Origin of the sequence: Bacillus sp. B-jedd, assembly GCF_000821085.1 — a bacterium.
In the GTDB taxonomy this organism is placed as follows: Bacteria; Bacillota; Bacilli; order Bacillales; family Cytobacillaceae; genus Bacillus_D.
In genome coordinates, this window is the sequence record NZ_CCXR01000001.1 from 2,158,566 (window position 1) to 2,184,685 (window position 26,120).

Annotated in this window: 29 protein-coding genes; 19 read left to right on the plus strand and 10 right to left on the minus strand. The window is 44.9% G+C overall.

Annotation, left to right across the window (positions count from 1 at the left end; genetic code table 11):
• The first annotated feature begins 16 nt into the window (after nt 1–16).
• The 11 genes from BN1002_RS10590 (at nt 17) to BN1002_RS10640 (ending at nt 11,579) form a co-directional block, all read left to right on the plus strand.
• Complete coding sequence (locus tag BN1002_RS10590; RefSeq protein WP_048824998.1) at nt 17–403, plus strand: thioesterase family protein; 387 nt, start codon at nt 17–19, stop codon at nt 401–403.
• A gap of 192 nt (nt 404–595) precedes the next feature.
• Nucleotides 596–1,741, plus strand: a complete 1,146-nt coding sequence (locus BN1002_RS10595; RefSeq protein WP_048824999.1) for a Leu/Phe/Val dehydrogenase — start codon at nt 596–598, stop codon at nt 1,739–1,741.
• A 29-nt stretch (nt 1,742–1,770) separates the two neighbouring features.
• Entirely contained in the window at nt 1,771–2,835 is a 1,065-nt protein-coding gene (pdhA, locus tag BN1002_RS10600) for a pyruvate dehydrogenase (acetyl-transferring) E1 component subunit alpha (RefSeq protein WP_048827889.1), read from the plus strand.
• Nucleotides 2,836–2,862: 27 nt separating this feature from the next.
• Nucleotides 2,863–3,831 carry an alpha-ketoacid dehydrogenase subunit beta gene (locus tag BN1002_RS10605; protein WP_197072866.1) on the plus strand — a complete coding sequence of 323 codons (969 nt, stop codon included), beginning with the start codon at nt 2,863–2,865 and terminating at the stop codon, nt 3,829–3,831.
• 12 nt (nt 3,832–3,843) lie between these two features.
• Nucleotides 3,844–5,079 carry a dihydrolipoamide acetyltransferase family protein gene (locus tag BN1002_RS10610; protein ID WP_048825001.1) on the plus strand — a complete coding sequence of 412 codons (1,236 nt, stop codon included), beginning with the start codon at nt 3,844–3,846 and terminating at the stop codon, nt 5,077–5,079.
• Nucleotides 5,080–6,561 (plus strand): dihydrolipoyl dehydrogenase, encoded by a 1,482-nt coding sequence (lpdA, locus tag BN1002_RS10615; RefSeq protein WP_048825002.1) that lies wholly within the window; start codon nt 5,080–5,082, stop codon nt 6,559–6,561. It begins immediately after the preceding gene.
• Between the two features lie 18 nt (nt 6,562–6,579).
• Nucleotides 6,580–7,695, plus strand: coding sequence for a 4-hydroxyphenylpyruvate dioxygenase (gene hppD, locus BN1002_RS10620; protein WP_048825003.1), 1,116 nt, complete (start codon nt 6,580–6,582; stop codon nt 7,693–7,695).
• Nucleotides 7,696–7,769: 74 nt separating this feature from the next.
• Nucleotides 7,770–8,873 (plus strand): histidinol-phosphate transaminase, encoded by a 1,104-nt coding sequence (gene hisC, locus BN1002_RS10625; RefSeq protein ID WP_231575020.1) that lies wholly within the window; start codon nt 7,770–7,772, stop codon nt 8,871–8,873.
• A 3-nt stretch (nt 8,874–8,876) separates the two neighbouring features.
• Nucleotides 8,877–9,506, plus strand: coding sequence for a flavin reductase family protein (locus tag BN1002_RS10630; RefSeq protein ID WP_048825004.1), 630 nt, complete (start codon nt 8,877–8,879; stop codon nt 9,504–9,506).
• Nucleotides 9,503–10,429, plus strand: coding sequence for a fumarylacetoacetate hydrolase family protein (locus tag BN1002_RS10635; protein WP_048825005.1), 927 nt, complete (start codon nt 9,503–9,505; stop codon nt 10,427–10,429). Before BN1002_RS10630 ends, BN1002_RS10635 begins: the two co-directional genes overlap by 4 nt.
• 4 nt (nt 10,430–10,433) lie before the next feature.
• Nucleotides 10,434–11,579: a homogentisate 1,2-dioxygenase gene (locus tag BN1002_RS10640; protein ID WP_048825006.1), complete on the plus strand. Its 1,146-nt coding sequence runs from the start codon at nt 10,434–10,436 to the stop codon at nt 11,577–11,579.
• A gap of 109 nt (nt 11,580–11,688) precedes the next feature.
• Here BN1002_RS10640 and BN1002_RS10645 read toward each other — a convergent pair whose 3' ends face one another.
• Both BN1002_RS10645 and BN1002_RS10650 read right to left on the minus strand, forming a co-directional pair.
• Complete coding sequence (locus BN1002_RS10645; protein ID WP_048825007.1) at nt 11,689–12,654, minus strand: phosphotransferase; 966 nt, start codon at nt 12,652–12,654, stop codon at nt 11,689–11,691.
• Between the two features lie 114 nt (nt 12,655–12,768).
• Nucleotides 12,769–13,623, minus strand: coding sequence for a DegV family protein (locus BN1002_RS10650; protein ID WP_048825008.1), 855 nt, complete (start codon nt 13,621–13,623; stop codon nt 12,769–12,771).
• Between the two features lie 387 nt (nt 13,624–14,010).
• Between BN1002_RS10650 and BN1002_RS10655 the strand changes: the two genes are divergently transcribed.
• Together BN1002_RS10655 and BN1002_RS10660 are read left to right on the plus strand one after the other, a co-directional pair.
• Complete coding sequence (locus BN1002_RS10655) at nt 14,011–14,406, plus strand: hypothetical protein (RefSeq protein WP_048825009.1); 396 nt, start codon at nt 14,011–14,013, stop codon at nt 14,404–14,406.
• A gap of 186 nt (nt 14,407–14,592) precedes the next feature.
• Nucleotides 14,593–15,240 carry a phosphatase PAP2 family protein gene (locus BN1002_RS10660; RefSeq protein WP_048825010.1) on the plus strand — a complete coding sequence of 216 codons (648 nt, stop codon included), beginning with the start codon at nt 14,593–14,595 and terminating at the stop codon, nt 15,238–15,240.
• 61 nt (nt 15,241–15,301) lie between these two features.
• On the opposite strand, the gene BN1002_RS10665 is transcribed toward BN1002_RS10660, so the two are convergent.
• Nucleotides 15,302–15,607, minus strand: coding sequence for a spore coat protein (locus BN1002_RS10665; RefSeq protein ID WP_048825011.1), 306 nt, complete (start codon nt 15,605–15,607; stop codon nt 15,302–15,304).
• Nucleotides 15,604–15,810, minus strand: coding sequence for a hypothetical protein (locus BN1002_RS10670; protein ID WP_048825012.1), 207 nt, complete (start codon nt 15,808–15,810; stop codon nt 15,604–15,606). Before BN1002_RS10670 ends, BN1002_RS10665 begins: the two co-directional genes overlap by 4 nt.
• Nucleotides 15,811–15,976: 166 nt before the next feature.
• Between BN1002_RS10670 and BN1002_RS10675 the strand changes: the two genes are divergently transcribed.
• From BN1002_RS10675 to BN1002_RS10695, 5 genes are all read left to right on the plus strand, one after another.
• Nucleotides 15,977–16,201: a hypothetical protein gene (locus BN1002_RS10675; protein WP_048825013.1), complete on the plus strand. Its 225-nt coding sequence runs from the start codon at nt 15,977–15,979 to the stop codon at nt 16,199–16,201.
• Nucleotides 16,201–16,563, plus strand: coding sequence for a spore coat protein (locus BN1002_RS10680; RefSeq protein WP_048825014.1), 363 nt, complete (start codon nt 16,201–16,203; stop codon nt 16,561–16,563). Before BN1002_RS10675 ends, BN1002_RS10680 begins: the two co-directional genes overlap by 1 nt.
• An 18-nt stretch (nt 16,564–16,581) precedes the next feature.
• The gene (locus BN1002_RS10685; protein WP_048825015.1) at nt 16,582–17,721 is read left to right on the plus strand and encodes a zinc-dependent alcohol dehydrogenase; all 1,140 of its coding nucleotides are present in this window, start codon (nt 16,582–16,584) and stop codon (nt 17,719–17,721) included.
• 110 nt (nt 17,722–17,831) lie between these two features.
• Nucleotides 17,832–18,887 (plus strand): mechanosensitive ion channel family protein, encoded by a 1,056-nt coding sequence (locus BN1002_RS10690; protein WP_231575021.1) that lies wholly within the window; start codon nt 17,832–17,834, stop codon nt 18,885–18,887.
• A gap of 93 nt (nt 18,888–18,980) precedes the next feature.
• Entirely contained in the window at nt 18,981–19,256 is a 276-nt protein-coding gene (locus BN1002_RS10695; RefSeq protein WP_048825016.1) for a DUF2188 domain-containing protein, read from the plus strand.
• 328 nt (nt 19,257–19,584) lie between these two features.
• Here the strand turns inward: BN1002_RS10695 and BN1002_RS10700 are convergent, their stop codons facing one another.
• The 4 genes from BN1002_RS10700 to BN1002_RS10715 form a co-directional block, all read right to left on the minus strand.
• Nucleotides 19,585–19,917 carry a hypothetical protein gene (locus BN1002_RS10700; RefSeq protein WP_048825017.1) on the minus strand — a complete coding sequence of 111 codons (333 nt, stop codon included), beginning with the start codon at nt 19,915–19,917 and terminating at the stop codon, nt 19,585–19,587.
• Nucleotides 19,918–20,208: 291 nt separating this feature from the next.
• Nucleotides 20,209–20,544, minus strand: a complete 336-nt coding sequence (locus tag BN1002_RS10705; RefSeq protein ID WP_048825018.1) for a hypothetical protein — start codon at nt 20,542–20,544, stop codon at nt 20,209–20,211.
• Nucleotides 20,545–20,642: 98 nt separating this feature from the next.
• Nucleotides 20,643–21,812: an MFS transporter gene (locus BN1002_RS10710; protein WP_048825019.1), complete on the minus strand. Its 1,170-nt coding sequence runs from the start codon at nt 21,810–21,812 to the stop codon at nt 20,643–20,645.
• Between the two features lie 279 nt (nt 21,813–22,091).
• On the minus strand, nt 22,092–22,892 hold the full coding sequence (locus BN1002_RS10715) for an SGNH/GDSL hydrolase family protein (protein ID WP_048825020.1): 801 nt from the start codon (nt 22,890–22,892) through the stop codon (nt 22,092–22,094).
• Between the two features lie 227 nt (nt 22,893–23,119).
• On the opposite strand from BN1002_RS10715, the gene BN1002_RS10720 reads away from it, so the two are divergent.
• Nucleotides 23,120–23,686, plus strand: a complete 567-nt coding sequence (locus BN1002_RS10720) for a GNAT family N-acetyltransferase (RefSeq protein WP_048825021.1) — start codon at nt 23,120–23,122, stop codon at nt 23,684–23,686.
• A 28-nt stretch (nt 23,687–23,714) separates the two neighbouring features.
• Here BN1002_RS10720 and BN1002_RS10725 read toward each other — a convergent pair whose 3' ends face one another.
• Together BN1002_RS10725 and BN1002_RS10730 are read right to left on the minus strand one after the other, a co-directional pair.
• The gene (locus BN1002_RS10725; RefSeq protein WP_048825022.1) at nt 23,715–25,355 is read right to left on the minus strand and encodes a PhnE/PtxC family ABC transporter permease; all 1,641 of its coding nucleotides are present in this window, start codon (nt 25,353–25,355) and stop codon (nt 23,715–23,717) included.
• Nucleotides 25,348–26,109: a phosphonate ABC transporter ATP-binding protein gene (locus BN1002_RS10730; RefSeq protein WP_048825023.1), complete on the minus strand. Its 762-nt coding sequence runs from the start codon at nt 26,107–26,109 to the stop codon at nt 25,348–25,350. Before BN1002_RS10730 ends, BN1002_RS10725 begins: the two co-directional genes overlap by 8 nt.
• Nucleotides 26,110–26,120: the final 11 nt, after the last annotated feature.

Genomic DNA, 26,120 nt, shown 5'->3' on the forward strand with positions numbered 1-26,120 from the left:
AGGCAGGCTGATTGGAATGAAACCCGGAATGAAAGTTGGCCTCCAGGAAACCATCAGGATCACCGTCACCAAAAAAATGTTCGCGGAATTTGGCGGAGAGATTGTCCATCCCGCCTATTCGACCGCCTGGATGGTCTACCATATGGAATGGGCCTCCAGGAAAATCATCTTGCCATACCTCGAGGAAGAGGAGGAAGGGATGGGGGCCTCAGTTTCCGTCAAGCATACCGCGCCTGGCAGGCTGGATGATGAACTTATTATAACAGCGACGCTCCTCTCCCATACAGAACGGTCTGTCATGACAGAAGTGACTGTCAATGGGCCGGATGGATTGATAGGGATAGGAGAAGTCAAACAGGCAATTTTGCCAAAATTGAAAATTCGCAGTATGCTAAATTCATAGAGGATTCAGCATCCAAGAAAACGCGACTCGTTTAGTAAAGAAACAGCTCTGCAAAAGGGTTTGTTTCTTTCTTGCTGTTTAGGGGTTTAATTTGCTTTAAAGCGGTGAAGTGATTGATTAATCTGGCAGTTGCCGGACAGTCTGCTGATTCGCCTGCTAAATCCTGTAATCGACCTGAAGGGAGACGTTGAAATGAAAGCGTTACCATTAACGGAGGGAGACATCAAGAGCGTGGATATTTTCCAAAAAATCAGCGAGCATGAACAAATTGTATTCTGCAATGATGAAACAACAGGCCTGAAAGCAATCATTGCCATTCATAGCACGAAATTGGGCCCTGCCCTTGGAGGATGCAGAATGCGTCCATATGAGAGCACCGACGAGGCGCTCGAGGATGCTTTACGTCTCGCAAAAGGGATGACTTATAAGTGTGCGGCCGCCGATGTCGATTTTGGCGGAGGGAAGGCAGTGATTATCGGTGATCCCCAAAAAGATAAATCACCAGAATTATTCAGGGCATTTGGCCAGTTCGTCGATTCTCTGAATGGGCGCTTTTATACAGGTACTGATATGGGAACGAGCCCAGACGATTTCGTCCATGCCATGAAGGAAACGAACTGTATCGTTGGAGTTGGTGAAGCATATGGCGGAAGCGGAGATTCCTCGATCCCGACCTCGGAAGGAGTCCTGAACGGTATCCGGGCAACAAATAAAGTCATCTGGGGAACGGATCAGCTGGCGGGCCGATCGTATGCCATCCAAGGTCTTGGAAAGGTAGGCTATAAAGTGGCCGAACGGCTCCTGGAGGAAGGGGCGGACCTTTATGTAACGGATATCAGTGAAGAGGCAGTGGCACGGCTGGCTAAGCAGGCAAGGTCGCTTGGCACTTCAATAAAAGCGGTGGCGAGTGATGAAATATACTCTCAGGACGCGGATGTCTTCGTCCCGTGCGCGCTTGGCGGCATTCTTAATGCCGAAACCATACCGCAGCTTAAATGCCTGGCTGTCGCGGGTTCTGCAAATAATCAGCTTGGCGATGCAAGGCACGGGCGGCTTCTCCAGGAAAAGGGGATTCTTTACGCGCCGGATTACATTGTCAATGCGGGCGGACTTATCCAGGTTGCCGATGAGCTTTATAAGCCAAATAAAGAGAGGGTCATGCAGAAAACAACAGCTATTTATGATTCCCTGCTGGATATTTATAGGCATGCCGCTGAAGAAGGCGTCACGACTGTTGAAGCTGCTGACCGGTTCTGCGAAGCCCGGATTGAGGCCCGTGTCAGGAGAAACAGCTTTTTCTCCCATCACAAACGTCCAAAATGGGCGGTGCGCTACTAAAATTCCTGTTAAGGAGGGCGATAAAATTGATGAAGGATTTTCCGATGATACAAATCATGGACGAACAAGGCAATGTGGGAGAGCCTTCCCTAAAGGATAAAATTGATCGTGAGCTCGCCATGGGGTTTTACAGGCAAATGATCCGGATCAGACAGTTTGACAGAAAAGCAGTCAGTTTGCAAAGGCAGGGACGGATAGGAACCTATGCACCATTCGAAGGACAGGAGGCCTCACAAGTTGGGACCGCGCTGGCCCTAAAGCCGGATGATTGGCTTTTCCCTACATACAGGGACCATGGGGCGGCTTTTGTTTTCGGGCATTCCCTTAGGAACATCCTGCTGTTTTGGAATGGCCGGAATGAGGGGTGCGTACCTCCGGATGGTAAAAAAATTTTCCCGCCAGGCATTCCGATTGCAACGCAAATTCCCCATGCGGCAGGTGCCGCGCTAGCCGAAAAAATGAAGGGAACTGACTGCGCGGCCATTGCTTATTTTGGTGACGGCGCCACTTCGGAAGGCGACTTCCATGAAGGGCTTAATTTTGCGAGCGTCACGAAAGCTCCGGTGGTTTTCTTCAATCAGAACAATGGATATGCGATTTCTGTCCCGATTGAAAAGCAAATGAATTCTGAGACAATCGCCCAGAAGGCCATCGCCTATGGGATACCTGGAGTACGGCTCGATGGCAATGATGTGTTTGCGGTTTACTTTGAAACATTAAGAGCGCTAGACCGCGCCCGAAAAGGTGAGGGCCCGACGCTGATTGAGGCGGTGACGTGGAGGTACGGCGCCCACACGACTGCGGATGATCCTTCAAAGTACAGGGACCAGACGGAAAGCCATGAAAAGCGGGAAACGATCGACCCGATCCTTCGTCTTGAACGTTACTTGAAAAATGAAGGGTACTTTAACGAACAGGACCGAATTGCCATTGAAACGGAAGCCGCGGAGGAAATTGATCGCGCAATTGAGGAAATGGAAAGGTTCCCAGCCGCAAATCCAGCCGACATATTTGATTATGTTTTTGAAAAGCCGGTCTGGCCGATCGAAAAACAAAAACGGGAATATCTCCAATTGATCGGAGGTGGGAATTAAGTGGAAACGGCAACGAAGACAAGAACGATGACGATGGTTCAGGCAATTAATGACGCGCTTGATGTGATGCTTAGCGAACATCCGGAAGTCCTTTTGCTTGGGGAGGATATCGGCAAAAACGGTGGTGTTTTCCGGGTGACTGACGGACTCCAGAAAAAGCACGGCGAAACAAGGGTGATGGACACCCCTTTATCGGAAGCGGGATTTGTCGGCGCGGCGATCGGAATGGCTGCCGCGGGGTTCAAACCTGTCGCGGAAATACAATTCCTCGGATTTATTTATCCGGCATATGAACAAATCATGACTCACGCTTCCCGGTTAAGAATGCGGACATTCGGCCATTTTACCGTTCCGATGGTCATTCGCGCTCCTTATGGGGCGGGAGTCAGGGCGCCGGAAATCCACTGTGACAGCACAGAGGCGCTGTTTACACATATGCCCGGCATTAAAGTCGTTTGCCCTTCTACAGCAACCGATGCGAAAGGCCTATTGATTGCCTCGATTCTTGATCCGGACCCAGTATTATTCCTTGAGCCGATGAGATTATACAGATCCGTAAAGGATGAAGTAGCTGAAGGGATTTATACAGTCGAAATCGGAAAAGGGAAGGTGCTGAAGGTCGGAGAGGACGTTACGGTCCTTACCTGGGGCGCAATGGTACCGGTCGCGATGAAAGCCGCGGAAGGAATGGCTGCCAAAGGCATCAGCTGTGAAGTAATTGATTTACGGACACTTTATCCGCTTGATAAGGACATCATCGCTGAATCAGTCCAAAAAACGGGCAGGACGGTCATCGTCCATGAAGCTCACGCCACTGGCGGGGTAGGAAATGACATTGTTTCGATTATTAATGACACCGCTTTCCTTTATCAGAAAGCGCCAGCTGAAAGAGTTACTGGATTTGATACGCCGGTCCCTTATTTTGGATTCGAGGACCATTATCTTCCGACCTCTAAAAGGGTTGAAGCGGCCATTGAAAAAGTAATGCGTTTTTAGGAGGTGAATAGTATGGAAGTTAAACTTCACGATATTGGCGAAGGGATGGCTGAAGCGAGTATCAATTGCCTCCTCGTCAAGCCGGGGGATTTTGTGAAAGCAGATGACCCGCTCGTTGAGGTGCAGACAGATAAAATGACCGCGGAAATCCCATCACCGACTTCAGGAGTTGTAAAGGAGTTCCTAGTGGCCCCTGGTGATACCGTTCCAGTCGGGACCCCCCTGTTAATTCTTGATTCGGATAAGAAGGTTGAAACAGAGGGGAAAACGAAGGAAACGGCTTTTGCCTCGGGGAGCGGACAAGGGACAGTCGCCGTCATGCAAAAAGCTGAACCGCTCAAACCTTTCTTCCCAAGGATTCTCGCGTCTCCATATACGAGGAAAATCGCCAGGGACTTTTCCGTCAATATTGAACAAATCACCGGAACAGGGCCGGCTGGAAGAATCGTTGATGATGATGTCTACCATTTTATTGAACAAAGCAAGACTAAAGCAAATAACCTTTCACAGAGAGAGCCAACGTTGCAAACAGCTCCGCCTCCAACCGGGAAGCAGGAGAAGACCGTCCCATTCAGGGGCAGGCGGAAGCAAATTGCGAAAAACCTTCTTTACTCCATCCAGACGATACCTCATTGCACCCATTTTGAAGAAATAGATGTAACCGATCTGATTGAATTCAGAAAAGAATTGAAAGCTGCAGGCAAAAATATTTCCGCTTCTGCATTTTTTATTAAAGCTCTTTCAGTCTGCCTAAAGGAATTTCCTATTTTTAACGCAGTCCTTGATGAACAGGAAGAGGAAATCAGGCTTTTGGAAGGCCACCATATCGGGACGGCTGTTGACACGGAAGACGGCCTGATTGTGCCGGTCATCAAATCGGTGGATAAAAAATCACTTCCTCAAATTAACCAAGAAATGAAAGCGCTGACAGAAAAAGCGCTTAATCAAGAATTAGCTATTTCTGATATACAGGGAGGAACTTTCACCGTCAGCAATGTCGGTCCGCTTGGCGGCAGCATCGGCGCCACGCCGATCATCCAGCATCCACAAGTCGCCCTTGTGTCATTCCATAAAACGAAACGGATGCCTGTCGTAAATGAAAAGGACGAAATTGAGATAAGGTCGATCATGAATATATCCATGTCCTTTGACCACAGGGTGGCAGATGGCGCAACCGCTGTAAAGTTTACAAACCTTTTTGCGGACTATATCAAAAACCCTAAAATGCTGTTACTGGAGCTGGTGTAAATGGTAGTCGGGGAAATGGTGAACCAGGTGGATTTCGTCGTTATCGGCGGCGGGCCGGGCGGTTACCACGCCGCGATAAGTGCAGCGCAGCTCGGTCGGGAAGTAGTTTTGATCGAAAAGGAAGAGATGGGCGGAATTTGCCTGAATAAAGGCTGTATCCCTTCGAAAGTATTGACAGCCGCTTCAGCGAAACTGGAGAACTGTAGAAAAAGTTCGATGTTCGGGATTGAAACAGGGCCCGCCGGCATAAATTTTGAAAGCTTAAAGGAATACCAAAGAAAAACGGTTGCCAATTTGAAGGCAGGGGTCGAGGCGCTTTGCAAAGCCAATCAAGTCAAAATTATTAAAGGCAATGCCTTTTTCCTTAGTGATTCAAGGGTTGGGGTCGAGGACGGCGACAAATATGAACTTTATGAGTTCCGCGATGCTGTTATTGCCGCGGGAGCGCGGCCAGGGAAACTAAACGGCATCCAGGCTGGAGGAAAGGTTAATAACGAATGGGAAATTTCCTTTCTCGATGAAATACCCGAGCATTTGGCGATTTTCGGTTCCTCGGTGATTCATCTGGAAATTGCGATGGCCTTCCGCGCGTTTGGGGCTGAAGTAACCTTGATGCTGCCTGGAGAGCAGTTGCCATTTGATTCATCCGTGTCAAAAGAACTTTCAAGGATATTCAAAAAAGAAAAAATTAAATTGCTCAAAAATTGCCGGATAGAGGAAATCAGCGAGGAGAAGGACAGCATCCAAATGATCGTAAACACCGATTCGAAAGAAACCGCGATCGAGGCGACCCACTTTTTTATAGAATCCGGGATGCGTCCTAATAGTGACAGTCTTGGCTGTTCGCGGATCGGCATCGAGATGGATAAGGATGGGTTTATAAAAGTCGATGAACAATGCCGCACATCCGTAAATGGAATTTATGCTATCGGTGACATAACCGGGGGGCCTTATCTTGCAGCAAAAGCCATTAGGCAGGGTAAGGTTGCAGCAGAAACGGCCTGCGGGCAGAGTTCCGTTGCTGATTTTCGGTTTCTGCCATCCTATGCTTTTACAAGGCCGCCAATCGCGTCGGCAGGCTTGAGCGAGGAACAGGTGGTTGACGCGGGGTTAAGCATAAAAACGAGCCAATTTCCTATGGCAGCCAATGGGTTCAGCAGTATGAACGGACATAGGGATGGGTTTGCAAAAATCATTTCAGAAAAAGAGACTGACGTCGTCCTCGGCATACATATCATCGGGGAAGGCGCGCATGAGTTGATTCAAGGAGGAATTCTGGGGCTTGAAATGGGCGCCAGGGAAGAGGACTTCATCTTTCCAGCCTATCCGCATCCAGGGCTGGGGGAGGCACTGCTTGAAGCCGCCGAAGGCCTGCAGGAAAAGGCTGTCCATATGAAGCCTGCCGGGAAGGAAAGACGTTTGTCAAAAGTTAGTCAATTAGCCAGTGAAGCAGTGGAACCATTCCCTGCATCATTAAAATAATATTCAGGAGGGATTTTTATGCAAGAGCAGTCATTAAAGGCAAATGAGTTGGTTGAGGATTTTTTCCCTGTAAGGGATGTGGATTATCTTGAGATTTATACGGGGAATGCGAAGCAGTCGGCTTATTTTTTCTGTCATGCGTTCGGGTTCAGGACGGTTGCTTATTCAGGCCTTGAGACAGGGAACCGCGAAACAGTTTCGTATGTGCTGCAGCAGCGCAATATAAGACTTGTGATTACCGGGTCGCTTGTTGAAAACAGTGAAGTTTCTTCTTTTGTCAAAAAACATGGAGATGGTGTAAAGGATGTGGCGCTTCTCGTTGATGATGTCGAACAGGCTTTTTCAGCGGCTGTGGACAGGGGAGCGATCGCATTAATGGCACCGACCGATTTCAATGATGATCATGGAAAAATAAAAAAAGCGGTTATCGGGACGTATGGCGATACAATCCATACACTTGTGGAGCGGAAGGATTACGAGGGAGTTTTCATGCCAGGCTATGAATCTTTCACTCTGTTTAATGAAGTGCCGGATACAGGCCTGATCGGCATCGACCATGTTGTCGGCAATGTGGAAAGCATGAATGAGTGGGTTGAATATTATGAGAAGGTCATGGGCTTCAAGGAAATGAAGCACTTCTCTGATGAAGATATCTCGACCGAATATTCGGCGCTAATGTCCAAGGTTATGCATAACGGCGGCAGGATCAAGTTCCCGATCAATGAGCCTGCGGAAGGAAAGCGGAAATCACAGATTCAGGAGTATCTGGAATTTTACAACGGTCCTGGCGTCCAGCACCTTGCTATCCTGACAGAAGATATTATTTCGACGGTTTCCGCCTTGAAGGACAATGGTGTTGAATTCCTGTCGACACCGGACACGTATTATGAGGAGCTCGCAGAACGCGTCGGGGAAATTGACGAGGAGATTTCAAAACTGCGCGAGTTGAGCATCCTTGTAGACCGGGACGATGAAGGATATCTCCTGCAGATCTTTACAAAGCCGATTGTCGACAGGCCGACGCTCTTCATTGAAGTCATCCAGCGAAAAGGTGCAAGGGGCTTTGGCGAAGGCAATTTCAAGGCACTATTTGAATCAATTGAGCGGGAACAGGCGAGGCGCGGGAACCTTTAATGGTGGAGGAGTACCGGAAATTGCATCATAGCGTTAACAAAGTTCCAATACACAGCATGAAAGAGGGAATGGGTATGGCTAATATTAACGCAAGGGATGAACTGGGCTCAGTCATCCCCTATCCTCTTGGACCGCCTCCGGAAGAAATCCAAAAGGAGCAGGGATTTACAAGGATTATCAGGATGGGGGACAACGAAAACCCATATGGTTCATCTCCAAAGGCTCGGGAGGCTGCGGAAAAGGCGCTGGAAAGCTGTTCATTTTATCCTGATGGTACATATTCACACTTATTCAGTGAATTGGGCCGTTACCATGGCCTTCCAGAAGACAATTTTATAGTCGGAAATGGTTCCGATGAGATTATAAGGCTGCTGACAAGGGCGTATATCGGGAAAGGTGACGAAGCTGTCATGGCTGATTGCACGTTTCCGAGATATAAAACGAATGTCCTGATTGAAGGCGGCCAACCGGTAGAAGTCCCGCTTTTGCATGGAGTTCACGACCTGAAGGGAATGCTCGGTAAAATATCCACCAAAACAAAAATGGTTTTCGTGTGCAATCCGAATAATCCAACGGGTACGATCGTTAAAAAAGATTACCTAAGGGAATTTTGCGAACAAGTCCCTGAACATGTCATGATCGTTCTTGATGAAGCATATTTCGAGTATGTCGAGCAAGGGGCAATGACTGATGCAAAGGTGGTCCTTGGCCAGTATAAAAACGCTGTAATTTTAAGGACCTTTTCAAAAATACATGGACTGGCAGGCCTGCGGATCGGCTACGGAATGATGGCTCCTGAGATCGTAGGGGAGTTGAAGAAGGTCCGTGATGTCTTTAATGTGAATAGAATCGGAGCAGCGGCGGCTGCCGCTTCCCTTACTGACAAATCGTTTCTGGAAATGTCCGCGGCAAGAAACAGAATTGAAAGGGATTTTGTCTCACGAAACCTCAGTAAAATGGGATATATTGTCCTTCCTTCTGAAGCGAATTTCGTTTTTGTCAAAATCAATGAGCCGGCGCGGCAAGCTGAAGCGGCCCTTGCGCGAAAAGGTATTTTTGTTAAAGGGATTTCCGCACCCGGATTTCCAAACGCCCTCCGTGTCGCACTTGGAACACGCGAAGAAAATGAAAGATTCCTTGAAGCAATCCGTGAATTCACTGTGGAAGGAGTGATTTAGAGAATGGACTTTACTCCTGAAACCATGCAATGGAGGGATGCTTATAAACTCCTCATCGGTTCCGTCCTGCCGCGGCCGATTGCATTCGTCTCAACGATCAATAAAGATGGGATTGCCAATGCCGCACCATTTAGTTTCTTTACAGTAATTAGCGCAGAACCGATGCTAGTCTGTTTTTCGCCAATGAGAAGGGGTACCGACGGGTCGAAAAAAGATACTTTAATGAATATTGAAGCGACGGGCCAGTTCGTCATCAATATTGTCAGTGAAGCAATGGCGGAACAGATGAATATGTGTGCAACGGAACTACCGCCGGAAGTTGATGAACTGGAAGTTTCCGGCCTGACAAAGGAGCCTTCAGCGAAGGTGAAGCCGCCGCGTATCAAGGAATCCATGGTCCATCTTGAGTGTGAATTATTCGAGACTCACCATTATGGGGACCAGCCTGGTTCAGGGAGCCTTGTTATCGGAAAAGTCGTTCATATCCACCTCGATGACAGCCTCTATGATTCGGGGCGTATCCTTACGGATAAATTGCAACCGATTGGAAGAATGGCGGGGAATATTTACACGAGGCCCCTCGCATCAACTTTTGAAATTAAAAGGATCGTCCGCCAAGGTGAAGTGAGATGAAGTTCATCACTTTTCAAAAAGAGGATGGCAGGACGGGAGCAGGATGGATTTTAAATGAACAATTCGCGGTCGATATGCATGAAGCATCCGAAAAGAAATTACCAGAGACGATGCTTGGTTTTCTCCGCGATTCATCTGACAATCTCGCATTTGCAAGATCACTGAGCCTCGACAGGTCTTCACAGGGCGTTTATCCGCTGGAAGATGTCAGACTGCTTGCCCCTTTGCCGAATCCGCTCAGTTTCAGGGATTTTTACGCATTTGAGCGCCATGTGAAAACGGCGAGAAAAAACAGGGGACTCGAAATGGTTCCGGAATGGTACGAAATGCCTGTCTTCTATTTTTCCAACCACCTTGCCATTAAAGGGCCCAATGACGTGATCGAAAGGCCGGCAGGATGTACGAAACTGGATTACGAACTCGAAATTGCCTGCGTGATTGGCAAGGAAGGAAAAAACATAAATGCAGAAAACGCGGAAGAATATATTTTCGGTTACTGCATTTTAAATGACTGGAGCGCCAGGGACTACCAGCAAAAAGAAATGAAGGTTGGCCTGGGCCCGGCAAAAGGGAAAGATTTTGCAACATCGGTCGGACCTTGGATTTTGTCCGCTGATGAGCTTACGGGGCGGACTGCAGGCAAAGGCTGTGATTTGACCATGCGCGCCAATGTGAACGGCAAGGTGCTTTCAGAAGGGAACTTCAAGGAAATCCATTATTCCTTCGCAGAAATGATTGAACGCGCATCTGCTGGGACATCTCTTTTTCCTGGCGAGATTATAGGTTCCGGAACTGTGGGAACTGGCTGTATCCTTGAACTGGGAGAAAAGGTCCACCGTTGGCTGGAACCAGGCGACCTAGTTGAACTGGAGATAGATTCACTGGGGGTTTTAAAGAATAAGATTGCAAGTGAAAAGGGGTGAGGGAGTGTTTTACCGGCAAATGGGGGAGATTCCCCGTAAAAGGCATACGATATTCAAAAAGTCGGACGGCTCGCTGTACCGTGAGCAGGTAATGGGAACAAAGGGTTTTTCGGGAACCCAATCAATTCTTTACCACGAACATATGCCGACGGAAGTGGCCAAAGCAGATAAAATCATACCGTTTTTGCCTGAATATGAGGATCAAGGCCCGCTCAGGCACCGGCATTTTTATACACCGGAAATTAAAAAGACCGGTGATGCCTTAAATAGCAGGGAATATTTAATGGGGAACAGTGATTTATTAATTGGAACGGCAAACGCCGATACACCGATGGAAAGCTTCTACCGAAATGGTGACGGCGACGAAATGCTTTATATTCATTACGGCAGGGGAAAGCTTGTAACGATGTTCGGCACCCTTTCCTACAGGCCAGGCGACTATTTGGTCATCCCAATCGGGACGATTTACCGGCTCGTTCCGGAGGAGGAGACTAAAATCCTGTTTATCGAATCGTTCTCGCAAATTACCACCCCAAGGCGCTATCGGAATGAATATGGGCAGCTGCTTGAGCACAGCCCATTTTGCGAGCGTGACTTGAGAGGACCCGAGACTCTTGAGACTTTCTCTGAAAAAGGGGAATTTGAAGTGCTGACAAAAACGAGGGGATATTTGCACGAACATATCCTTGGCCATCACCCATTTGATGTGGTCGGGTGGGATGGTTATTTATATCCCTGGGCGTTCAATATTGAAGATTTCGAACCAATCACAGGCAGGATTCACCAGCCTCCTCCTGTGCATCAAACATTTGAGGGCCATAATTTCGTCGTTTGCTCTTTTGTGCCGCGCCTTTACGATTATCATCCAGAGGCCATACCAGCTCCGTATTTTCACAGCAATGTAAACAGTGATGAAATGCTTTATTATGTGGAAGGCAATTTCATGAGCAGGAAAGGGATCAAGGAAGGATCGATCAGTCTCCACCCGAGCGGGATTCCGCATGGGCCACACCCCGGCAAGACCGAAGCCAGCATAGGCAAAAAAGAAACGCTGGAACTGGCCGTCATGATCGATACATTCCGGCCTCTCAACGTTTTTAAGAATGCAGCGGAAATAGAGGATAATAATTATATGTTTTCATGGATTTAGAGAAAGAAGAAAGAAGGTTTCCGTAACGGGAAAACCTTCTTTTTTTGCAAAAGCTTAGAGAATTGTAAACAAAGTTTAATGAATTGAATCTAATGCCGGGTTTTATATATCAATATTTCTCAGCATCTTGCTCTAACTGTGAGATGAAAGTATCAAAGTTACTTTTATTTCTCCATATAGTACCCCATACATCATCATTTTTTAATAAAATTCCCATAAACCATATACGTCTGATGGTTACGAATTTTGCGATCTCCCTAATATTATGGTCACTGATGTTCTTTGAACTTAAATAACCATTCATGAAGGCATCCCAGCAAGAACTTTCTAAGTTGGAATAATTTTGTTTTAAATTCCACAAAAATACCGAGATATCATAGGCACGGAAACCAAAACCACTACAATCGAAGTCGAAAACTTCCAATTTTTGGTCATATACATGCATATTAAAATTATGAAAATCGCCATGACAAAAACCGAACTCAAGATTGTCGTTTTTTTGTAAATGTATTCTTAAATCGTTGATTATTCTTTTGAAAGTATCTTCATTATCACTGCAATGATTTTTCAAAGTGGGAATAATTAAATCGGCCGGTTCATCTAACAGGTGGGTAAGGTCCAGTTCAAAACTTCTTGGATTTTGCGATGTGAAAGCATCCATTGCATTATGAAGATTCCCTAAAGCTTTTCCTATTATATTGCAATTTTCTTCATTTATTTCTGGTCTATCCCCTTTTGTGAAAGAAAATAAAACCCCATACCTAGTGCCCTCTGGTGCAGGAATTTCAGATAGCCAATGCCCATCTCTTCTTTTTAATGGTATTGAAACAGAGACACCATAACATGAGGCATAATTTATAGCATCCAGTTCAAATAAAATATCTGATTTCTTCCTCCAATCCTTTCTATATACACGAAAAATATACTTTTTTTTATCTGTAACAACTAAATAGGTATCGTTTAATCCCCTTGTTAAAAATGAACAATTTAATATTTTTCCAATATCATATGAACTTGCGATAAAGTGAATTGTGTTATTTGAAAACAGTGAATGCCTCACTTCTGCAAAATGCATTTCTTCCTCCCCAGAGGTTTTTATACTCTTTCTCTAGACTTACTGAAATTACTGACAGACATGGTTGGTTTGAAAAAGGGTTTATAAATTTTCTCTTAAAATGATATCCTGTTATCAAGATTTGTTTTGCCAAATGATTGCCAAAGTGCCTTCGCCCGCGTGGACAGCTATCGTCGAGCTAATTTCGCCAATTGATGTTTTTAGGCCGGGAAACGCTGCTTTTAACGACTTTTGCAATTCGCTTGCTTTTTCAGGAACATTCCCGTGCATAATCCACAGATGATCAATCCGATTCTTAGCCAGTGCCTCTCCAAAAAGCTCGACAAGCCTCGCTGCCGCCTTTTTTTCAGACCTAACCTTTTCATAAAGTTCGAACGCGCCATCAGAGTTGATGCGGATAATTGGCTTTATTTTCAGGATACTGCCTAGAAGGTACTGTGTTCCCGACATTCTGCCGCCCTTGTAAAACTGATCGAGATTTCCTAGGAGTATATAGTTTTGCGAGTTTTTAGCCTCGTCTTTTAATATGGTTGCAATTTCGGAAGCACCGAGCCCACTCTTTTGCAATTCAATCCCTTTGTCAATTAAGGCAGTAATGGCATAAGACATCGACCGAGAATCAACGGCTTCCACCTGAAAGCCAGCCATATCAGCACCAGCGATACAGCTTGAAAGGGTGCCGCTAAGTTTGGAAGAAACATGAATTGCAACCGCACTGTCGTATTTTTCTTTCAGTTTTTCAAAAAGGGAAGCGAACTTTCCCGAAGAAGGCTGGGAGGTTTTCGGGATGCTTTTTTCACCATTAATCCGATTATAAAGTTCCTTAGTATCCAGGGTGACGCCATCCTCAAAAGCTTCTTCGCCAAAAATGATTTCAAGCGGTACCACATAAACATCCTTATTCGCTTTTAGTTCCTCTGTTAAATACGCAGTGCTGTCTGTAACCCAAGCTATCTTATTTTTGCTCATAGAATCTTAGTTCCTTTGCGGAGAGTATTTTTTAAAACTTTCCTCTTATTTTACCATTTAAACCAGTATTAAGTAATTAAATTATTATTCTATAAATAATGAATTTAATATTTTCCCACGCTGTTTATTTCGATTATTTTTAAAAATTGGCTCTGTTATCCTTGATTGTTTATTTCCACTCCGTTCCAATCAACTTCATTGAAAATCAACACTCACCTTTAACTGAGGCAAATTCTTGCAAAAAAAGGTTTTAGAAATTTCCTGGAACACCTTAGTTGTTTTACTGTTTTAACTGTTATGGGGAAATTGGTTTTGACTGAACTGGATAATTTTATTGTTTTAGGGGTATATTTACATGGTGATGATGTTGAAAGGGAGGCATTTTGAATGCAATCATTTGTAGTGAGTTTCCATAAAGAAGATAATGTGGACACAATGCAAATCCAGAAATTAAATGAGGACGACTATAATAAGGCGACAGCAGGAGGGACAAGACACCTTTTTGAATTGGATACCAATATCGGGTTCTTTATTTTCTTTGACAGCGAAGATGAAGACGGGACTGTTTCCCATCTCATTCTACACTATGAGGAAGGCAGTGAAGACCCGAGTGCCTGCTATTCTTTTGCGATGAAGGATTTTTATGAATTCTTGGCCCTTTACTTGAATGATCTCGAATTCAACGAGGAAACAAATGAAGAAGAGGAAGAATACGGACCCATCCATCACCTTGCCCACCTGCTTTACCATATCGTAGAAGAAGGCCAGGCAATTGAGGAATAAAGAAGAAATATAAAAAAGCTGCCAAAACAGGTTGCTTTTTTTTGCTCTTTGATGGAAAATCAAATTAAAAGTGGAAAATTACAACAATGAAGGATAATTTATGATTTGCTTTTGTTGCTTTATAAACATAATGAATTGGGTAAATAGGCATCAATAACAAATTGGGGGAGGAGCAAGCCACCGTTCATGAAAAAGTATATTGATAAATCTCCATATTTGCTATTTTTGCTTGTCATGCCCATTCTCGGCATGGTCTATCAATTCTTGAACACTCATCCGCAGCAGGCGGTCCACATCTCAACAGCTGCTGATGCGCTGATTCCGTTTTTGCCTATATTTATTATTCCGTATATTCTTTGGTACGGGTATATATTTTTCTATCTCGTTTATTTTTGCTTCAAGGATACGAAAGTGTATTTAAAAACTCTCATTTTGATTGTGATAGGGGAGCTATTATGCTTCTTGGTTTATTTCTTTTTCCAAACTGTTGTGCCAAGGCCGCAGCTGCACGGTGACGGGGTGTTCATCCAGCTTGTCCAGTTCATCTATGCAAATGACCAGCCGTACAATTGTTTCCCGAGCATTCATGTACTGACAACTTTCGCCATTATGCTCGGTTCAAGGCATATCACTGGCAAGCACCCGTTAAACACTATGTTCATCCATATTGCCGGGTCACTGATTATTATATCGACTTTATTTGTCAAACAGCATGTCGTGCCAGATATGATTGCTTCCATGTTCCTTGTTTCATTCCTGTATGGGATCCTGTTCGAGCTTTATCAGGTATCCGTGGCAAAAAAGACCGATACGGTTCTCGCAAAAAACAAATAAATTTTTGCACGTGAAATGGAGGCTGAATACAGGCCTCCTTTTTTCATTTATATTAGCGGCTTTATTGCTGTTTCCCAAAAAGGGCAGAAGCTGTTTGGACGGCTTCAAGGTCAATCCCAAGCTGCCCGCCCAGGTCGTTGGGAAGATAAAACCCCTTATCAATCATATACGCACTAATTAACGTATGGGCATCGATCGCGTCCTTTAACTGTATTCTTAGCTCTTCCCTTAATTCCGATGTCGTTGTTTCGGCAATGATGGCCGCCAGGTTTCTTATCGCGGATTTGACTGAAATTAAAAAATCTGTGGCAATGATCTGATCTGTCATTCCGCCCATGCCCATCAAATTCTGAATGAATTGATTCATTGCTGCATGCCCCTATCTGTTATGAATTGCTGGAGTGCCTCTAAGTGCCTTACCCCTGTTTCAGCATCCTTTTGCAAAATTGCTTTCAATCCATCATCCTGAACAAGCTTTCCAATTAAAGTCGATTTAGTAAGGGAAACGTTTTTGAAAACGATATACTCGTGCAGTTCCAGTGATTCATGCATTGCCAATGTCTTCTTCATGCCGCCAATCCTCCAAACCATTCCTAAAGTCTTACTGATGCAAGTAAACTTCTATTAGTTTGTTCAGCCTTCATGGCATTATTCCTTTTTAGACCATCCCTTTATTGCATAATAACACGCGATCAGCCAAAAACTATACCCTACAAGGAAAGCGGAGGTGGCAAGGGTGGAGGCCAATAATCTGGCAAATCACGAATCATTTGATACACATGAACTGATTAACTTCAAAACAATATGTCTCGTACGTTCAAAACTCATGCAGGGCATTTGTTTCGATAACGATTTAAAGGCGCTGATGGATAAGGATGTCAGGCAGTCCATAAATGCGTTGAACGAATTAAAATCTTTTTATGCTGGGACAAACACATTCTCCAATGAGGTGAAGCACTGATGAATCAGGATTATTTAGATCCAAAGTATGCGGAGGGCATGCCCAAAATGGCTGATGCATCCTTTGCGATGGATTTTTTGCTGACAGTCAAAACAGGGATTAGAAATTATGGATTTGCGATAACAGAGACTGCTAATCCGAAGTTGAAATCAATCATCGAGCGTCAGATGATGGAAGCCATCGATTTGCATGAAGAGCTGACCAAATTAATGATGGAAAAGGGCTGGCTGTACCCTCACGAGCCAGGCAAGCAGATAGAACTGGACATAAAATCAATGGATATGGCTTTGGCAATCGGAGAAATGGAACTTTATCCGAACGATACAGACAGGCTTGGTACTTTTGCCACGGTGAATTATTAAGAGGGAGGGATACAGCGGATGAAAGCAGTCACTTATCAAGGGATAAAAGATGTGGAAGTGAAAGAAGTAGCGGATCCCAAAATTGAAAAAGACGATGATATTATCATCAAAGTAACGACTTCAGCGATTTGCGGATCGGATCTCCATCTTATACACGGAATGATTCCGAATACACCGGCTGACTTCATCATTGGCCACGAACCTTTGGGAATAGTCGAAGAAACAGGCCCAAATGTAACAAAGGTTAAAAAAGGGGACAGAGTGATTATTCCCTTCAATGTCGCCTGCGGCCATTGCTGGTACTGCGAGCATGACCTGACAAGCCAGTGTGACAATTCCAATCCTCACGGGGACGGCGGTGGTTTTTTCGGTTACTCCGAGACTTTCGGCGGCCATCCCGGAGGCCAAGCACAGTATATGAAAGTTCCCTATGGCAATTTCACTCCTTTCAAAATTCCAGAAGACTGTGAAGTTGAAGATGAAAAGTTGGTTTTAATAGCAGACGCGATGTCGACAGCATACTGGTCGGTTGATCATGCGGGAGTTAAAGCAGGCGACACAGTCATTGTGCTCGGATGCGGCCCTGTAGGCTTATTGGCGCAAAAGTTTGCCTGGATGAAAGGCGCGGAGCGGGTCATTGCCGTCGATTATATCGATTATAGGCTGGAACATGCCAGAAGGACGAATAAAGTTGAAACAGTCAATTTTGAGAAGTATGAAAATACCGGGGAATATTTGCAAGAATTAACAAAGGGCGGTGCTAATATTGTCATTGATGCCGTCGGGATGGACGGAAAAATGACTCCAATGGAATTTTTGGCTACAGGCCTGAAGCTGCAGGGTGGTGCCCTTGGCCCGGTCATCATGGCCTCCCAGGCTGTAAGAAAAGGAGGGACTGTCCAAATTACCGGTGCCTACGGAGCAAGATATAACGCTTTTCCTTTAGGGGATTTTTTCAACCGGAATATAGACATTAAAATGGGCCAGGCGCCCGTCATCCCTTACATGCCTTATTTGTACGACCTCGTTGCAAAGGGGAAGGTGGACCCCGGCGATATTGTCACACACGTCATCCCGCTAGCCGAAGCAAAAAGAGGATATGAATTGTTTGATACAAGGACGGATAATTGCATTAAAGTGGTGTTAAAACCAAATTAACCTTAAGCGGCTTGTAGGTACAGGCCGTTTTTTTTTTTCAGATACCTCCATGTTTAGGCTTAGAGCCTAATAGGTAAAGACTTGTATAATCGTCTAAATGGGTGGATGTCATGAAAGATTTGTTGTTGGTTTTTGAGGATATTACTTTAACGAGAATTCTTCTTTTCTTATTTTATACAGGATTGATTCTTTTCACTAATTGGATCATAAAAGGTATTGCAAAAGTAGTTGCGATCAGGAAGCCCGGACTTAACAAACGGTATATTCCTGCTGTAAATTCCCTATTAAATTGGCTAACTTTTTATTCCATTGTTTTACTATTTGTATTACATTTTTACGAAACGGATTGGATGTTCAAGCCTCTCTACTCAAAAGGCGGGGTTGACGTTACCTTTTTTTTGATCATTACAGCCTTCATGATTGTCAGTTTTGCAAATAGGATGGTAAAACTGTTTACGAAATACGTCCTTACTAATATGTATGAACATTACAATATTGACAGGGGACTTGGGTATACAATCAGCCAAATCATCTATTACCTCGTTATGATTGCGGCCCTCGCTTTCAGTTTTACTCGCGTTGGGATAGATTTGACCGCACTTGGTGCCATTTTCGGCGTCTTGGGCATTGGAATCGGTTTCGGGATGAGAAATGTAGCCGGGAACTTTGTTTCCGGTATTATTATGCTTTTTGAAAGGCCGGTTGAAGTAGGCGAAGTTATTGAAATTGACGATAAGGTTGGCAGGGTCGAAAAAATCCGCTTACGATCCACCCTTGTCCGGACGGCAAAGGAAGGCACACTCATCATCCCGAATCAGTATTTCATCGAGCATATCATCAAAAACAGAACGACGGCGGAGATGAGAGCGATCGTCAAGGTAAGCGTGAGCTTTGGCTCGGACTCGAGAATAGTTCAACAACTGCTTGAAGATGCGGTTGATAACGTGAAGAAATATTACACGGGTATCCTTGAATCGCCGAACCAGGAAATAAGGTTTGTGGAATTCAGGAACAGTGCGATGGATTTTCAAATTGAACTTCCGGTTGTGAATTTTGAAATAAAAGAAATGGTTGAAAGCGAATTGCGCCATTCAATTTCTAAATTGTTAAATCAAAGTGAGATAAGGTTGCCGGCCATCGTTACCGAGGCGGAAAAAGAAGGGTAATTTCGTTTTCGGATAGAAAAGAAAAATCTTCCTGTTTTTGACGGAGAGAGAATGGGGTACAGCCTAATAACGTTCAATAGAGGAGGAATCGCCATGGCAGATAAAAAGAATGACCATATCCATTCAAAGGAACAAGCCGAATATTTTAAAGACCGTGCCGGGACTGAAGAAGCACGATTTCATGTGGTGCCGCATGATGAGGAAGGTTGGGTAGTAAAACGCGAAGGACAGGACAAGCCAGAAATGACGACTGATTCGAGGTCAGAGGCTGTCAAAGAAGCGAAAAAGCTTGCCGAGGAAGCTGGAACAATGGCCTATATCCATAACAAAGAAGGCAGAATTGAGGAACAGCATAATTACCAGGACTAGTAAAACTGCTGAAGATTTAGCAGTGGGGCAACGTGGCTGGTTAATAATAGGCTGTTTGCAAGGAGAAAGTTAAAATGCCGGCGGGGGGCTTGCTCTCGCCGCTTTTAATTTGGGGAAAACGATAAGGAAGGGTTATAAAATATGTAAATTGAGCGGCTTCGGAAAGCGTCTGAAGCTGGGATTCGATACAGAAATCACATCTCGTCAGCATTATACCCGAAAGCTTAGGGAAACCGCTCATCCAGGAATGAAAGTAATCTTAAGCATCACCGAACCAATGGCCTTTAAGGATCAATTCGGTCATTACTCTTCACATTCAATCCACTGCCTAAATAAAATGCGGATGTTCGTGGCTATTCCCGGTATTTGTTTTGGCGTCCCTATGTCTGTTTAAGTAAAAGGTCAGGCGCATGCATAAAAGGGTGACCGCTCCCAAAAAGAGGCCATTGAAAAGGACACCGAAAGCTTGGCTCATTTCGTTTTTTACCGCTAAAATCCACCAGACGCTTGATATTCCGATGAAGGTAAAACAAACGAAGAAGGCGTGCAGGACAATTTCTCCCGGTGAAGTTTCCAGCCTTGATTGCTTAACTACGTGAACCAATGAGCAAACCAACGCTGAAATAAGAAAACTGAAATAGATTACCGTTCTCATTCCCAACTATTCACCTCCTTTTAAAAAGCCTACTATTATTATATCAAAATATTCATATGTGAAGCATTATTTTTTTATTAACTTATTAAGAACAAAAAGCGCAAGCGCCTTGATCAGCCCCGACCAGCATAAGACGGAGCCCGGAGGACGGGCCTGCCCTCCGGAGGGATATGGCTTATGACCTCGAGGGGCTAGGCGCTGGAGCTGGATTACAACAACTAGTTTTGAGTTATCCACAATGACATATTTTATAATTCCCTAAAAGAACTACAAATAGGGAACTCCAAATCAACTTCCCTATTGTTCTAGACCAAATGAAGGATCCCTGTATTTTATTTCTTCCACCTTGGATGTCGGTTTGCTATCAATGATTTTGCCTTCCTGATCTCTCTTTACTTCATACTCACGATAAGTTTCAATGATATAACCATTTCTTTTCTGCTTATCGGCTAGTTTCATTTCATATTCAACAAGGTTTGGAGCAGATTTTTCAAACATAACGGAGGCTTGCCGCGCACCCACTGTTACATTAGAATAATTTTTATTCATAATTGAAAAAGGTGAATCCAAGTAAGCGGTCGTTGTAATCGCTACAGCAAGCCCGAATAAAGATAACTTTTTCCCCAGTTCCATGTAACCCCTCCTAACCGCGCCTGTTAAAAAATATATGCGGAAGGACAAGAATTAACACAAAGAAAAAGACAGCCCTATGAAGGCTGCCAATTTGACTATCAGGATAAGACCCGATCCCTTAATCTTCCGTTATATGCGATGTAAAGAACTAAAGCGACGATAGAAAGGATGGCACCGCTTATATATGGAAGTCCCGCTGCGATTGAGAACAGGAATCCACCGAGCGGAGGGCCGATGATCCTTCCTAGTGAATCGAAAGAGGATAGAAGACCGGTCACACTTCCGTGTCCCGAAGTGACTGTTTTCGTCAGGATCGATGAGATACTTGGCCGGATGACTCCGTTCCCGAGCCCGAATACTGTCAAGAAAAGGGCCGCTGTTGCGAAGTTATTCACCAACAGAATCAGGATAAAACCTATCGCCGAAACAACAATTCCACCCTGGATGACTTTTCCTTCCCCAAACTTCTTTGTTAATCTCCCAATCAAGCCGCCCTGGACGAATGCTCCAGCCAGGCCCATGATCATAAAAATATAGCCCAGGCTGGCCGTATTCAGGCCGGCTTTTTCAGCTGCAAAATATGCAAAGGTAGATTCCAGTCCCGCCAAGGAAACGGAGATGAAAAATTGGAGGAAAAATAGCAATCCGGACGTTCCTTTGATAGCTTCGAAAAATGAAGCTTTCTTTTGCACCGCGGAAGCACGGCTTTCTTTAGTAGATGATTCCTTCAAAAACAGGGCGACAAGGACAATCGTAATCAGTGAAGAAATGCCGGCTAGGATAAACGGGAGGCTTAAACTGTTCTTCGAAAAAACACCGCCGATCGCAGGCCCAAAGACAAATCCAAGGCCTACAGCCGCACCGATCATCCCCATGCCTTTGCTGCGATTTTCCGGAGTGGTAATATCAGCCGCGTAAGCCATTGTCGTCGGCATATTCGCCGCCGATAGGAACCCGCCGATAATTCTGGCAGCGAAAAGCATCCACAAGGAATTAGCAAAGGCCATCATAAAAAAGGAAATGGCCAAGCCTGTGATGCCCGCCAGCATGACAGGCTTTCTGCCAATCTTGTCGGAAATCCGACCCCACATCGGGGCAAAAAGAAGCTGCATGAGGGAATAGACAGCCATCAAATAACCGAGCTGGGTAGGACTTGCCCCCAGTTTCTCCGCATAGAAGGGGAGAACCGGAATAATAATCCCGAATCCTACCATGACAAGAAACATAACTAAAAATAATATTGATAATGCTTTTTTTGTATCAGCCATTACAAGTGTTCACTCCCAGACCCAAATACCATTCCCCAGCCGATTAAGCAGCTGGCGAATCTTAACAGATAAGATAATCTTATATTTTATGAAAGAAAAGTCAACTTAAACGGTCTAAATAGACATACGGGTTTTTCGACCCATTATATCAAAAACATCAGGCGAAAATTTTAAGTCCATAACAGTCTGCTATCGTTTACTATTAAAGAGATAGTGGTTGATAGCAGCAAAAAAGGCTTGGCGGGAAGATGTTTTCCCACAAGCCTTCATGAATAGAAATTATTGCTTGGCAAATTTCAGTTTAACTTTAGGATCCCCAAGCGCGACAATTTGCTGTTCGGCAAGCTTTGCCAATGCATATTGGCCATCGACTGTCGGGTGGATATCACCTGGCAGTATGTACTGGGCCTGCTTTCCATTATATGCCGAATAGGCATCGGCAATTAAGATGGAGCCCAGCTTACCACTTGGGTTGATTACCTGTCCATTCACTTGTCCAATGAAGCTCTCACCCATAAAGTGAAATGAATTAAGGACTGGGTTGCTAGTGAGACCGAAAGGATTATAAAGGGTATACAAAATAACTGGCGCGTCAGTTTTAGCCCGGATATTTGCGAGTATGCTATTCAAATTAATCTTCAGCTGATAAACCGCAGCCTGTACCTTCTGTAACATCTCAGGAGTTACCTCCACAGGTTTGCCGCTTTTGATGAGTTCAGAAAGACCGGCAGCCTGCATTAAATCATTGCTGCCGATATTCAAAGTGACCACATCTGCTTTTTTAATTGCATCTGCGAAAGCAGGTTCATGTTCCATAGCCGTTAAGAGCTGGGTGGAAGTCCAGCCGGTCTTGCTGAGATTTGTCACTTTATGGTCGCGTTCACCAATCAAACCCGGGAATGCATAATCTGAGGGCTTTGTTTTGTCAGTGCCAAGATTCCAGCCAAACGTAATGGAGTCGCCTAGTGCCACAATTTTCAGCTTCTTTCCGCCTACATTTTCAGCTGAAACCGCTGGGGCAAAAATAGTTCCGAATAACAAAATGAATACAAGTACACTTCTCAATTTTGAATAATTCATGCTTAACCTCCTTTTTTATTCAACCCCAATTATATTCTAAATATTCAGATAACAGAACATCAATCAGTCTACAAAATCCGCACTCCTTTACTTGGTAATTTGGCAAAGATTTAATAAGATAGAAAAAGGGGTGAACGCAGCATGGCAGTTATTTTTGCAAAAAAAGAAAGAGCCGTGGCAGCGAGCCGTACTGTTGGCCATTCCGTTTGAAAAGTAGGTGGAAGCAAATGATAACAGGAGAGATAATTACGATAAAACCGTTTGAAAATGAAGATTTGCCGGTTCTTTGGGAACTTGCGTACGGAGAAGAAAATCCTGAATGGAAGAAGTGGGATGCACCTTATTTTCCTTTAAAGAAAAGAGAAAAGGAAGAATATATTATCAGCATGCAAATTCTTATAGAAGAAGGGCTCGAAACGAGGTGGGGGATCTGGGCGGAAGGACAGTTAATTGGCAGTGTATCGTATTACTGGGAACATAAGCCGTCCCTCTGGCTTGAGGTCGGCATAGTTATTTATACTCCATCCTTTTGGAATGGCGGATATGGAACCGAGGCATTGAAGTTATGGATCGGCCACTTATTTAACACCCTCCCGATTCATAGGATTGGTTATACAACATGGTCAGGGAATAAAAGAATGATCAGGCTGGGAGAAAAACTCGGCATGATGATGGAAGGGCGGATTAGAAAAGCAAGGCTCTACAATGGAAACCTATATGATTCCATTAAAATGGGTATACTGAAGGAAGAATGGGAAGCCTTTAATCAAAACAAAGCCGCCATGGAATCATAATCCCGGCGGCTTTTTGCTGTCTTGACTTTCACTTTACTGATTTCCTGGCAGATTCTGATATGAGATCAGCCAAAAATACAAGCATCATATAACATAACAGAAGTAGGGTGAGTTCCGAGTAATGGAAGAAACTCATGCTCAATTTAAACTGTTGTCCGAGCCCACCAGCACCTACGAAGCCGACGACGATGGTTGTCCTCATAATGACTTCCCATCGATAGAGGATGTAGGTAAGGAACTTAGGCATGACAGCGGGAATAACCCCGTAAAAAAGGCTTTGCCACTTTGAAGCGCCTGCGCTTGCCAGGTTTCTGACTGGCCTTGCATCCATATCTTCAATGACTTCGGCCCACAGCTTTCCCAATATCCCAAAGTTGTGGAGTGCAAGGGCAATCGCCCCAGGCAATAGACCAGGCTTCAAAATAAACACAATCAACATCGCCCAGACAAGTTCAGGCACCGCACGTGAAAAAATATAAGAAATTCGCACGATGGCAAATACAATCCAATTATACCAATGCTTTGTTGCCGTCAAACTCCCGTCAGCGATATTCCTGGCTGCTGGAATAACGGTAAAAAAAGCTGCCACCGTGGCAAAACCGATAGCCATAATGCTCATGACGAGCGTATCAAACGTCATGCTAAGTGCATTTCTCCAGCTTTCAGCCTGGAAGAACGCAGGAGAGTCTTCGCCAATCCCTGCCATCCCACCGAAAAAACTGGCGGCATGTGATGCGTTTTCGTGTGTAAGAAGAGACGATAAACCAGCTCCCTCGGCCACATAAATATAAAGCCACGAAACAACGATCAGAATCCCTGCGAGAAAAAAAGAAATCTTTCCGCTCATAAAAAACTTATTCTTTCCTTTATTGAGCAAGGCGCCGCGCACAAGGCTGCTCCAGCCATCAATCAAAATCACTAAAAGAATCAAGAAATAAACATACGTCCACACTTCATCATATTTCAAGTCCGCCAATGCTAATTGAATCTGATAACCTAGACCGCCAAGACCGACAAAGCTCATGATCGCAGACGAGCGGATCGCGCATTCGTACCTGTACATCAAATAGCTGATAAAGTCTGCTCTTACAAGGGGCAGGTACCCATAAAACAATAATTGCAGCCTTGAGGCCCCGGCGGTTCTCAAAGCTTCAATCGGCTGTCCCGGGACATCCGTCAGCATATCCGCAAAAATCCTCCCTAAAATACCGCCATATGGAATGGCAAGAGCGAATATTGCCGCGAAAGGGGAAAGTCCAATGGCTGCAACGAAAAGCCAGGCCCAAACTAATTCATGGATCGACCGAGTAAATCCAAGGATTCCGCGGAAGAATAATTTTGAAAAGAACCTGGAAGCTTTGGCGTTAAAGAGAACCCCAGAAGCCAAAACCCCTGCTATAAAAGCGTAGACGAAGGCAATCGCCATTCCGGCAGTGGCATAGGCGAGGGTCAGCCATGAAGCTTTAAGCCCAAGCAAAAGCACGTCCGAGGAAAGGGAAGGGAAAACAAGCCCTTTAAAGATTTCAATAATCATTGTACTGCCGCCGGAATGGGCCAATCCGGAACCCCATTCGACGAATGATAAACTCCATATAAAAACAAACAGTAAAATAGCTGTCAATGTCAGCCGCTTATGGGACCTAAACCGGGACGCCAGTGTGTTATTCATTGGCCTGGACCACTTTCAGCTTATATAAATCGCCCAGAAGTTGATCCGTAACCTGCTCTGTCGGAAGGTCAAAAAAGATTTGGCCATCCTTGAGCGCAATAATCCTCGAGAAATACTTTCTGGCATACTCGACTGAATGAAGGCTGGCGATGAGCGTCTGATTTTGTTCCGAAACGATGGAGGATAAGACAGCTAAAACATCCTCCGCGCGGGCTGGGTCAAGGGACGCTACTGGTTCATCGGCCAAGACGATTTCCGGCTTTTGGACAAGCAAGCGGGCGAGGGCGACCCTTTGCTGTTCTCCGCCGGAAAGGGAGGAGGTCTCCTCAAACATCTTGTCTTCAAGGCCGACCCGCCGTAGGGCAAGCTCAGCCATTTGCTTGTCCCGGGGCAGGAACAGCGAAATCAGTGATTTTACAAGACCCCAATCGGCAAGCCGACCGGCGAGGACATTATGAATGACCGCGAGCTGGCCGACAAGGTCGAATTGCTGGCGGATGACCCCGGCTTTCTTGGCAAAAGCTTTTCCGCTTTTATAAAGCGAGCGACGTTTTCCAGCGACAATCCATTCGCCCTCATCAGGCTCTACCGTGCCGACGATAGTATTCAGCAAAGTTGTTTTCCCGGCGCCGCTCGGACCGATCAGTGCGACTTTCTCGCCTTTGGAAATAATAAAAGAAAGGGAAGAGAGTGCAGACTTCTTCCCAAACGATTTTGAAATATTAATAGCCTCTAACATTCTGATTTGTTCCATTTCCATCACAC

Bases quoted from the DNA above. Each gene is read 5' to 3' on its own strand.
- BN1002_RS10590 (WP_048824998.1), top strand. From the start codon at position 17: ATGAAACCCGGAATGAAAGTTGGCCTCCAGGAAACCATCAGGATCACC.
- BN1002_RS10595 (WP_048824999.1), top strand. From the start codon at position 596: ATGAAAGCGTTACCATTAACGGAGGGAGACATCAAGAGCGTGGATATT.
- pdhA (WP_048827889.1), top strand. From the start codon at position 1,771: ATGAAGGATTTTCCGATGATACAAATCATGGACGAACAAGGCAATGTG.
- BN1002_RS10605 (WP_197072866.1), top strand. From the start codon at position 2,863: ATGACGATGGTTCAGGCAATTAATGACGCGCTTGATGTGATGCTTAGC.
- BN1002_RS10610 (WP_048825001.1), top strand. From the start codon at position 3,844: ATGGAAGTTAAACTTCACGATATTGGCGAAGGGATGGCTGAAGCGAGT.
- lpdA (WP_048825002.1), top strand. From the start codon at position 5,080: ATGGTAGTCGGGGAAATGGTGAACCAGGTGGATTTCGTCGTTATCGGC.
- hppD (WP_048825003.1), top strand. From the start codon at position 6,580: ATGCAAGAGCAGTCATTAAAGGCAAATGAGTTGGTTGAGGATTTTTTC.
- hisC (WP_231575020.1), top strand. From the start codon at position 7,770: ATGGCTAATATTAACGCAAGGGATGAACTGGGCTCAGTCATCCCCTAT.
- BN1002_RS10630 (WP_048825004.1), top strand. From the start codon at position 8,877: ATGGACTTTACTCCTGAAACCATGCAATGGAGGGATGCTTATAAACTC.
- BN1002_RS10635 (WP_048825005.1), top strand. From the start codon at position 9,503: ATGAAGTTCATCACTTTTCAAAAAGAGGATGGCAGGACGGGAGCAGGA.
- BN1002_RS10645 (WP_048825007.1), bottom strand. From the start codon at position 12,654: ATGCATTTTGCAGAAGTGAGGCATTCACTGTTTTCAAATAACACAATT.
- BN1002_RS10650 (WP_048825008.1), bottom strand. From the start codon at position 13,623: ATGAGCAAAAATAAGATAGCTTGGGTTACAGACAGCACTGCGTATTTA.
- BN1002_RS10655 (WP_048825009.1), top strand. From the start codon at position 14,011: ATGCAATCATTTGTAGTGAGTTTCCATAAAGAAGATAATGTGGACACA.
- BN1002_RS10660 (WP_048825010.1), top strand. From the start codon at position 14,593: ATGAAAAAGTATATTGATAAATCTCCATATTTGCTATTTTTGCTTGTC.
- BN1002_RS10665 (WP_048825011.1), bottom strand. From the start codon at position 15,607: ATGAATCAATTCATTCAGAATTTGATGGGCATGGGCGGAATGACAGAT.
- BN1002_RS10670 (WP_048825012.1), bottom strand. From the start codon at position 15,810: ATGAAGAAGACATTGGCAATGCATGAATCACTGGAACTGCACGAGTAT.
- BN1002_RS10680 (WP_048825014.1), top strand. From the start codon at position 16,201: ATGAATCAGGATTATTTAGATCCAAAGTATGCGGAGGGCATGCCCAAA.
- BN1002_RS10685 (WP_048825015.1), top strand. From the start codon at position 16,582: ATGAAAGCAGTCACTTATCAAGGGATAAAAGATGTGGAAGTGAAAGAA.
- BN1002_RS10690 (WP_231575021.1), top strand. From the start codon at position 17,832: ATGAAAGATTTGTTGTTGGTTTTTGAGGATATTACTTTAACGAGAATT.
- BN1002_RS10695 (WP_048825016.1), top strand. From the start codon at position 18,981: ATGGCAGATAAAAAGAATGACCATATCCATTCAAAGGAACAAGCCGAA.
- BN1002_RS10705 (WP_048825018.1), bottom strand. From the start codon at position 20,544: ATGGAACTGGGGAAAAAGTTATCTTTATTCGGGCTTGCTGTAGCGATT.
- BN1002_RS10710 (WP_048825019.1), bottom strand. From the start codon at position 21,812: ATGGCTGATACAAAAAAAGCATTATCAATATTATTTTTAGTTATGTTT.
- BN1002_RS10715 (WP_048825020.1), bottom strand. From the start codon at position 22,892: ATGAATTATTCAAAATTGAGAAGTGTACTTGTATTCATTTTGTTATTC.
- BN1002_RS10720 (WP_048825021.1), top strand. From the start codon at position 23,120: ATGATAACAGGAGAGATAATTACGATAAAACCGTTTGAAAATGAAGAT.
- BN1002_RS10725 (WP_048825022.1), bottom strand. From the start codon at position 25,355: ATGAATAACACACTGGCGTCCCGGTTTAGGTCCCATAAGCGGCTGACA.
- BN1002_RS10730 (WP_048825023.1), bottom strand. From the start codon at position 26,109: ATGGAACAAATCAGAATGTTAGAGGCTATTAATATTTCAAAATCGTTT.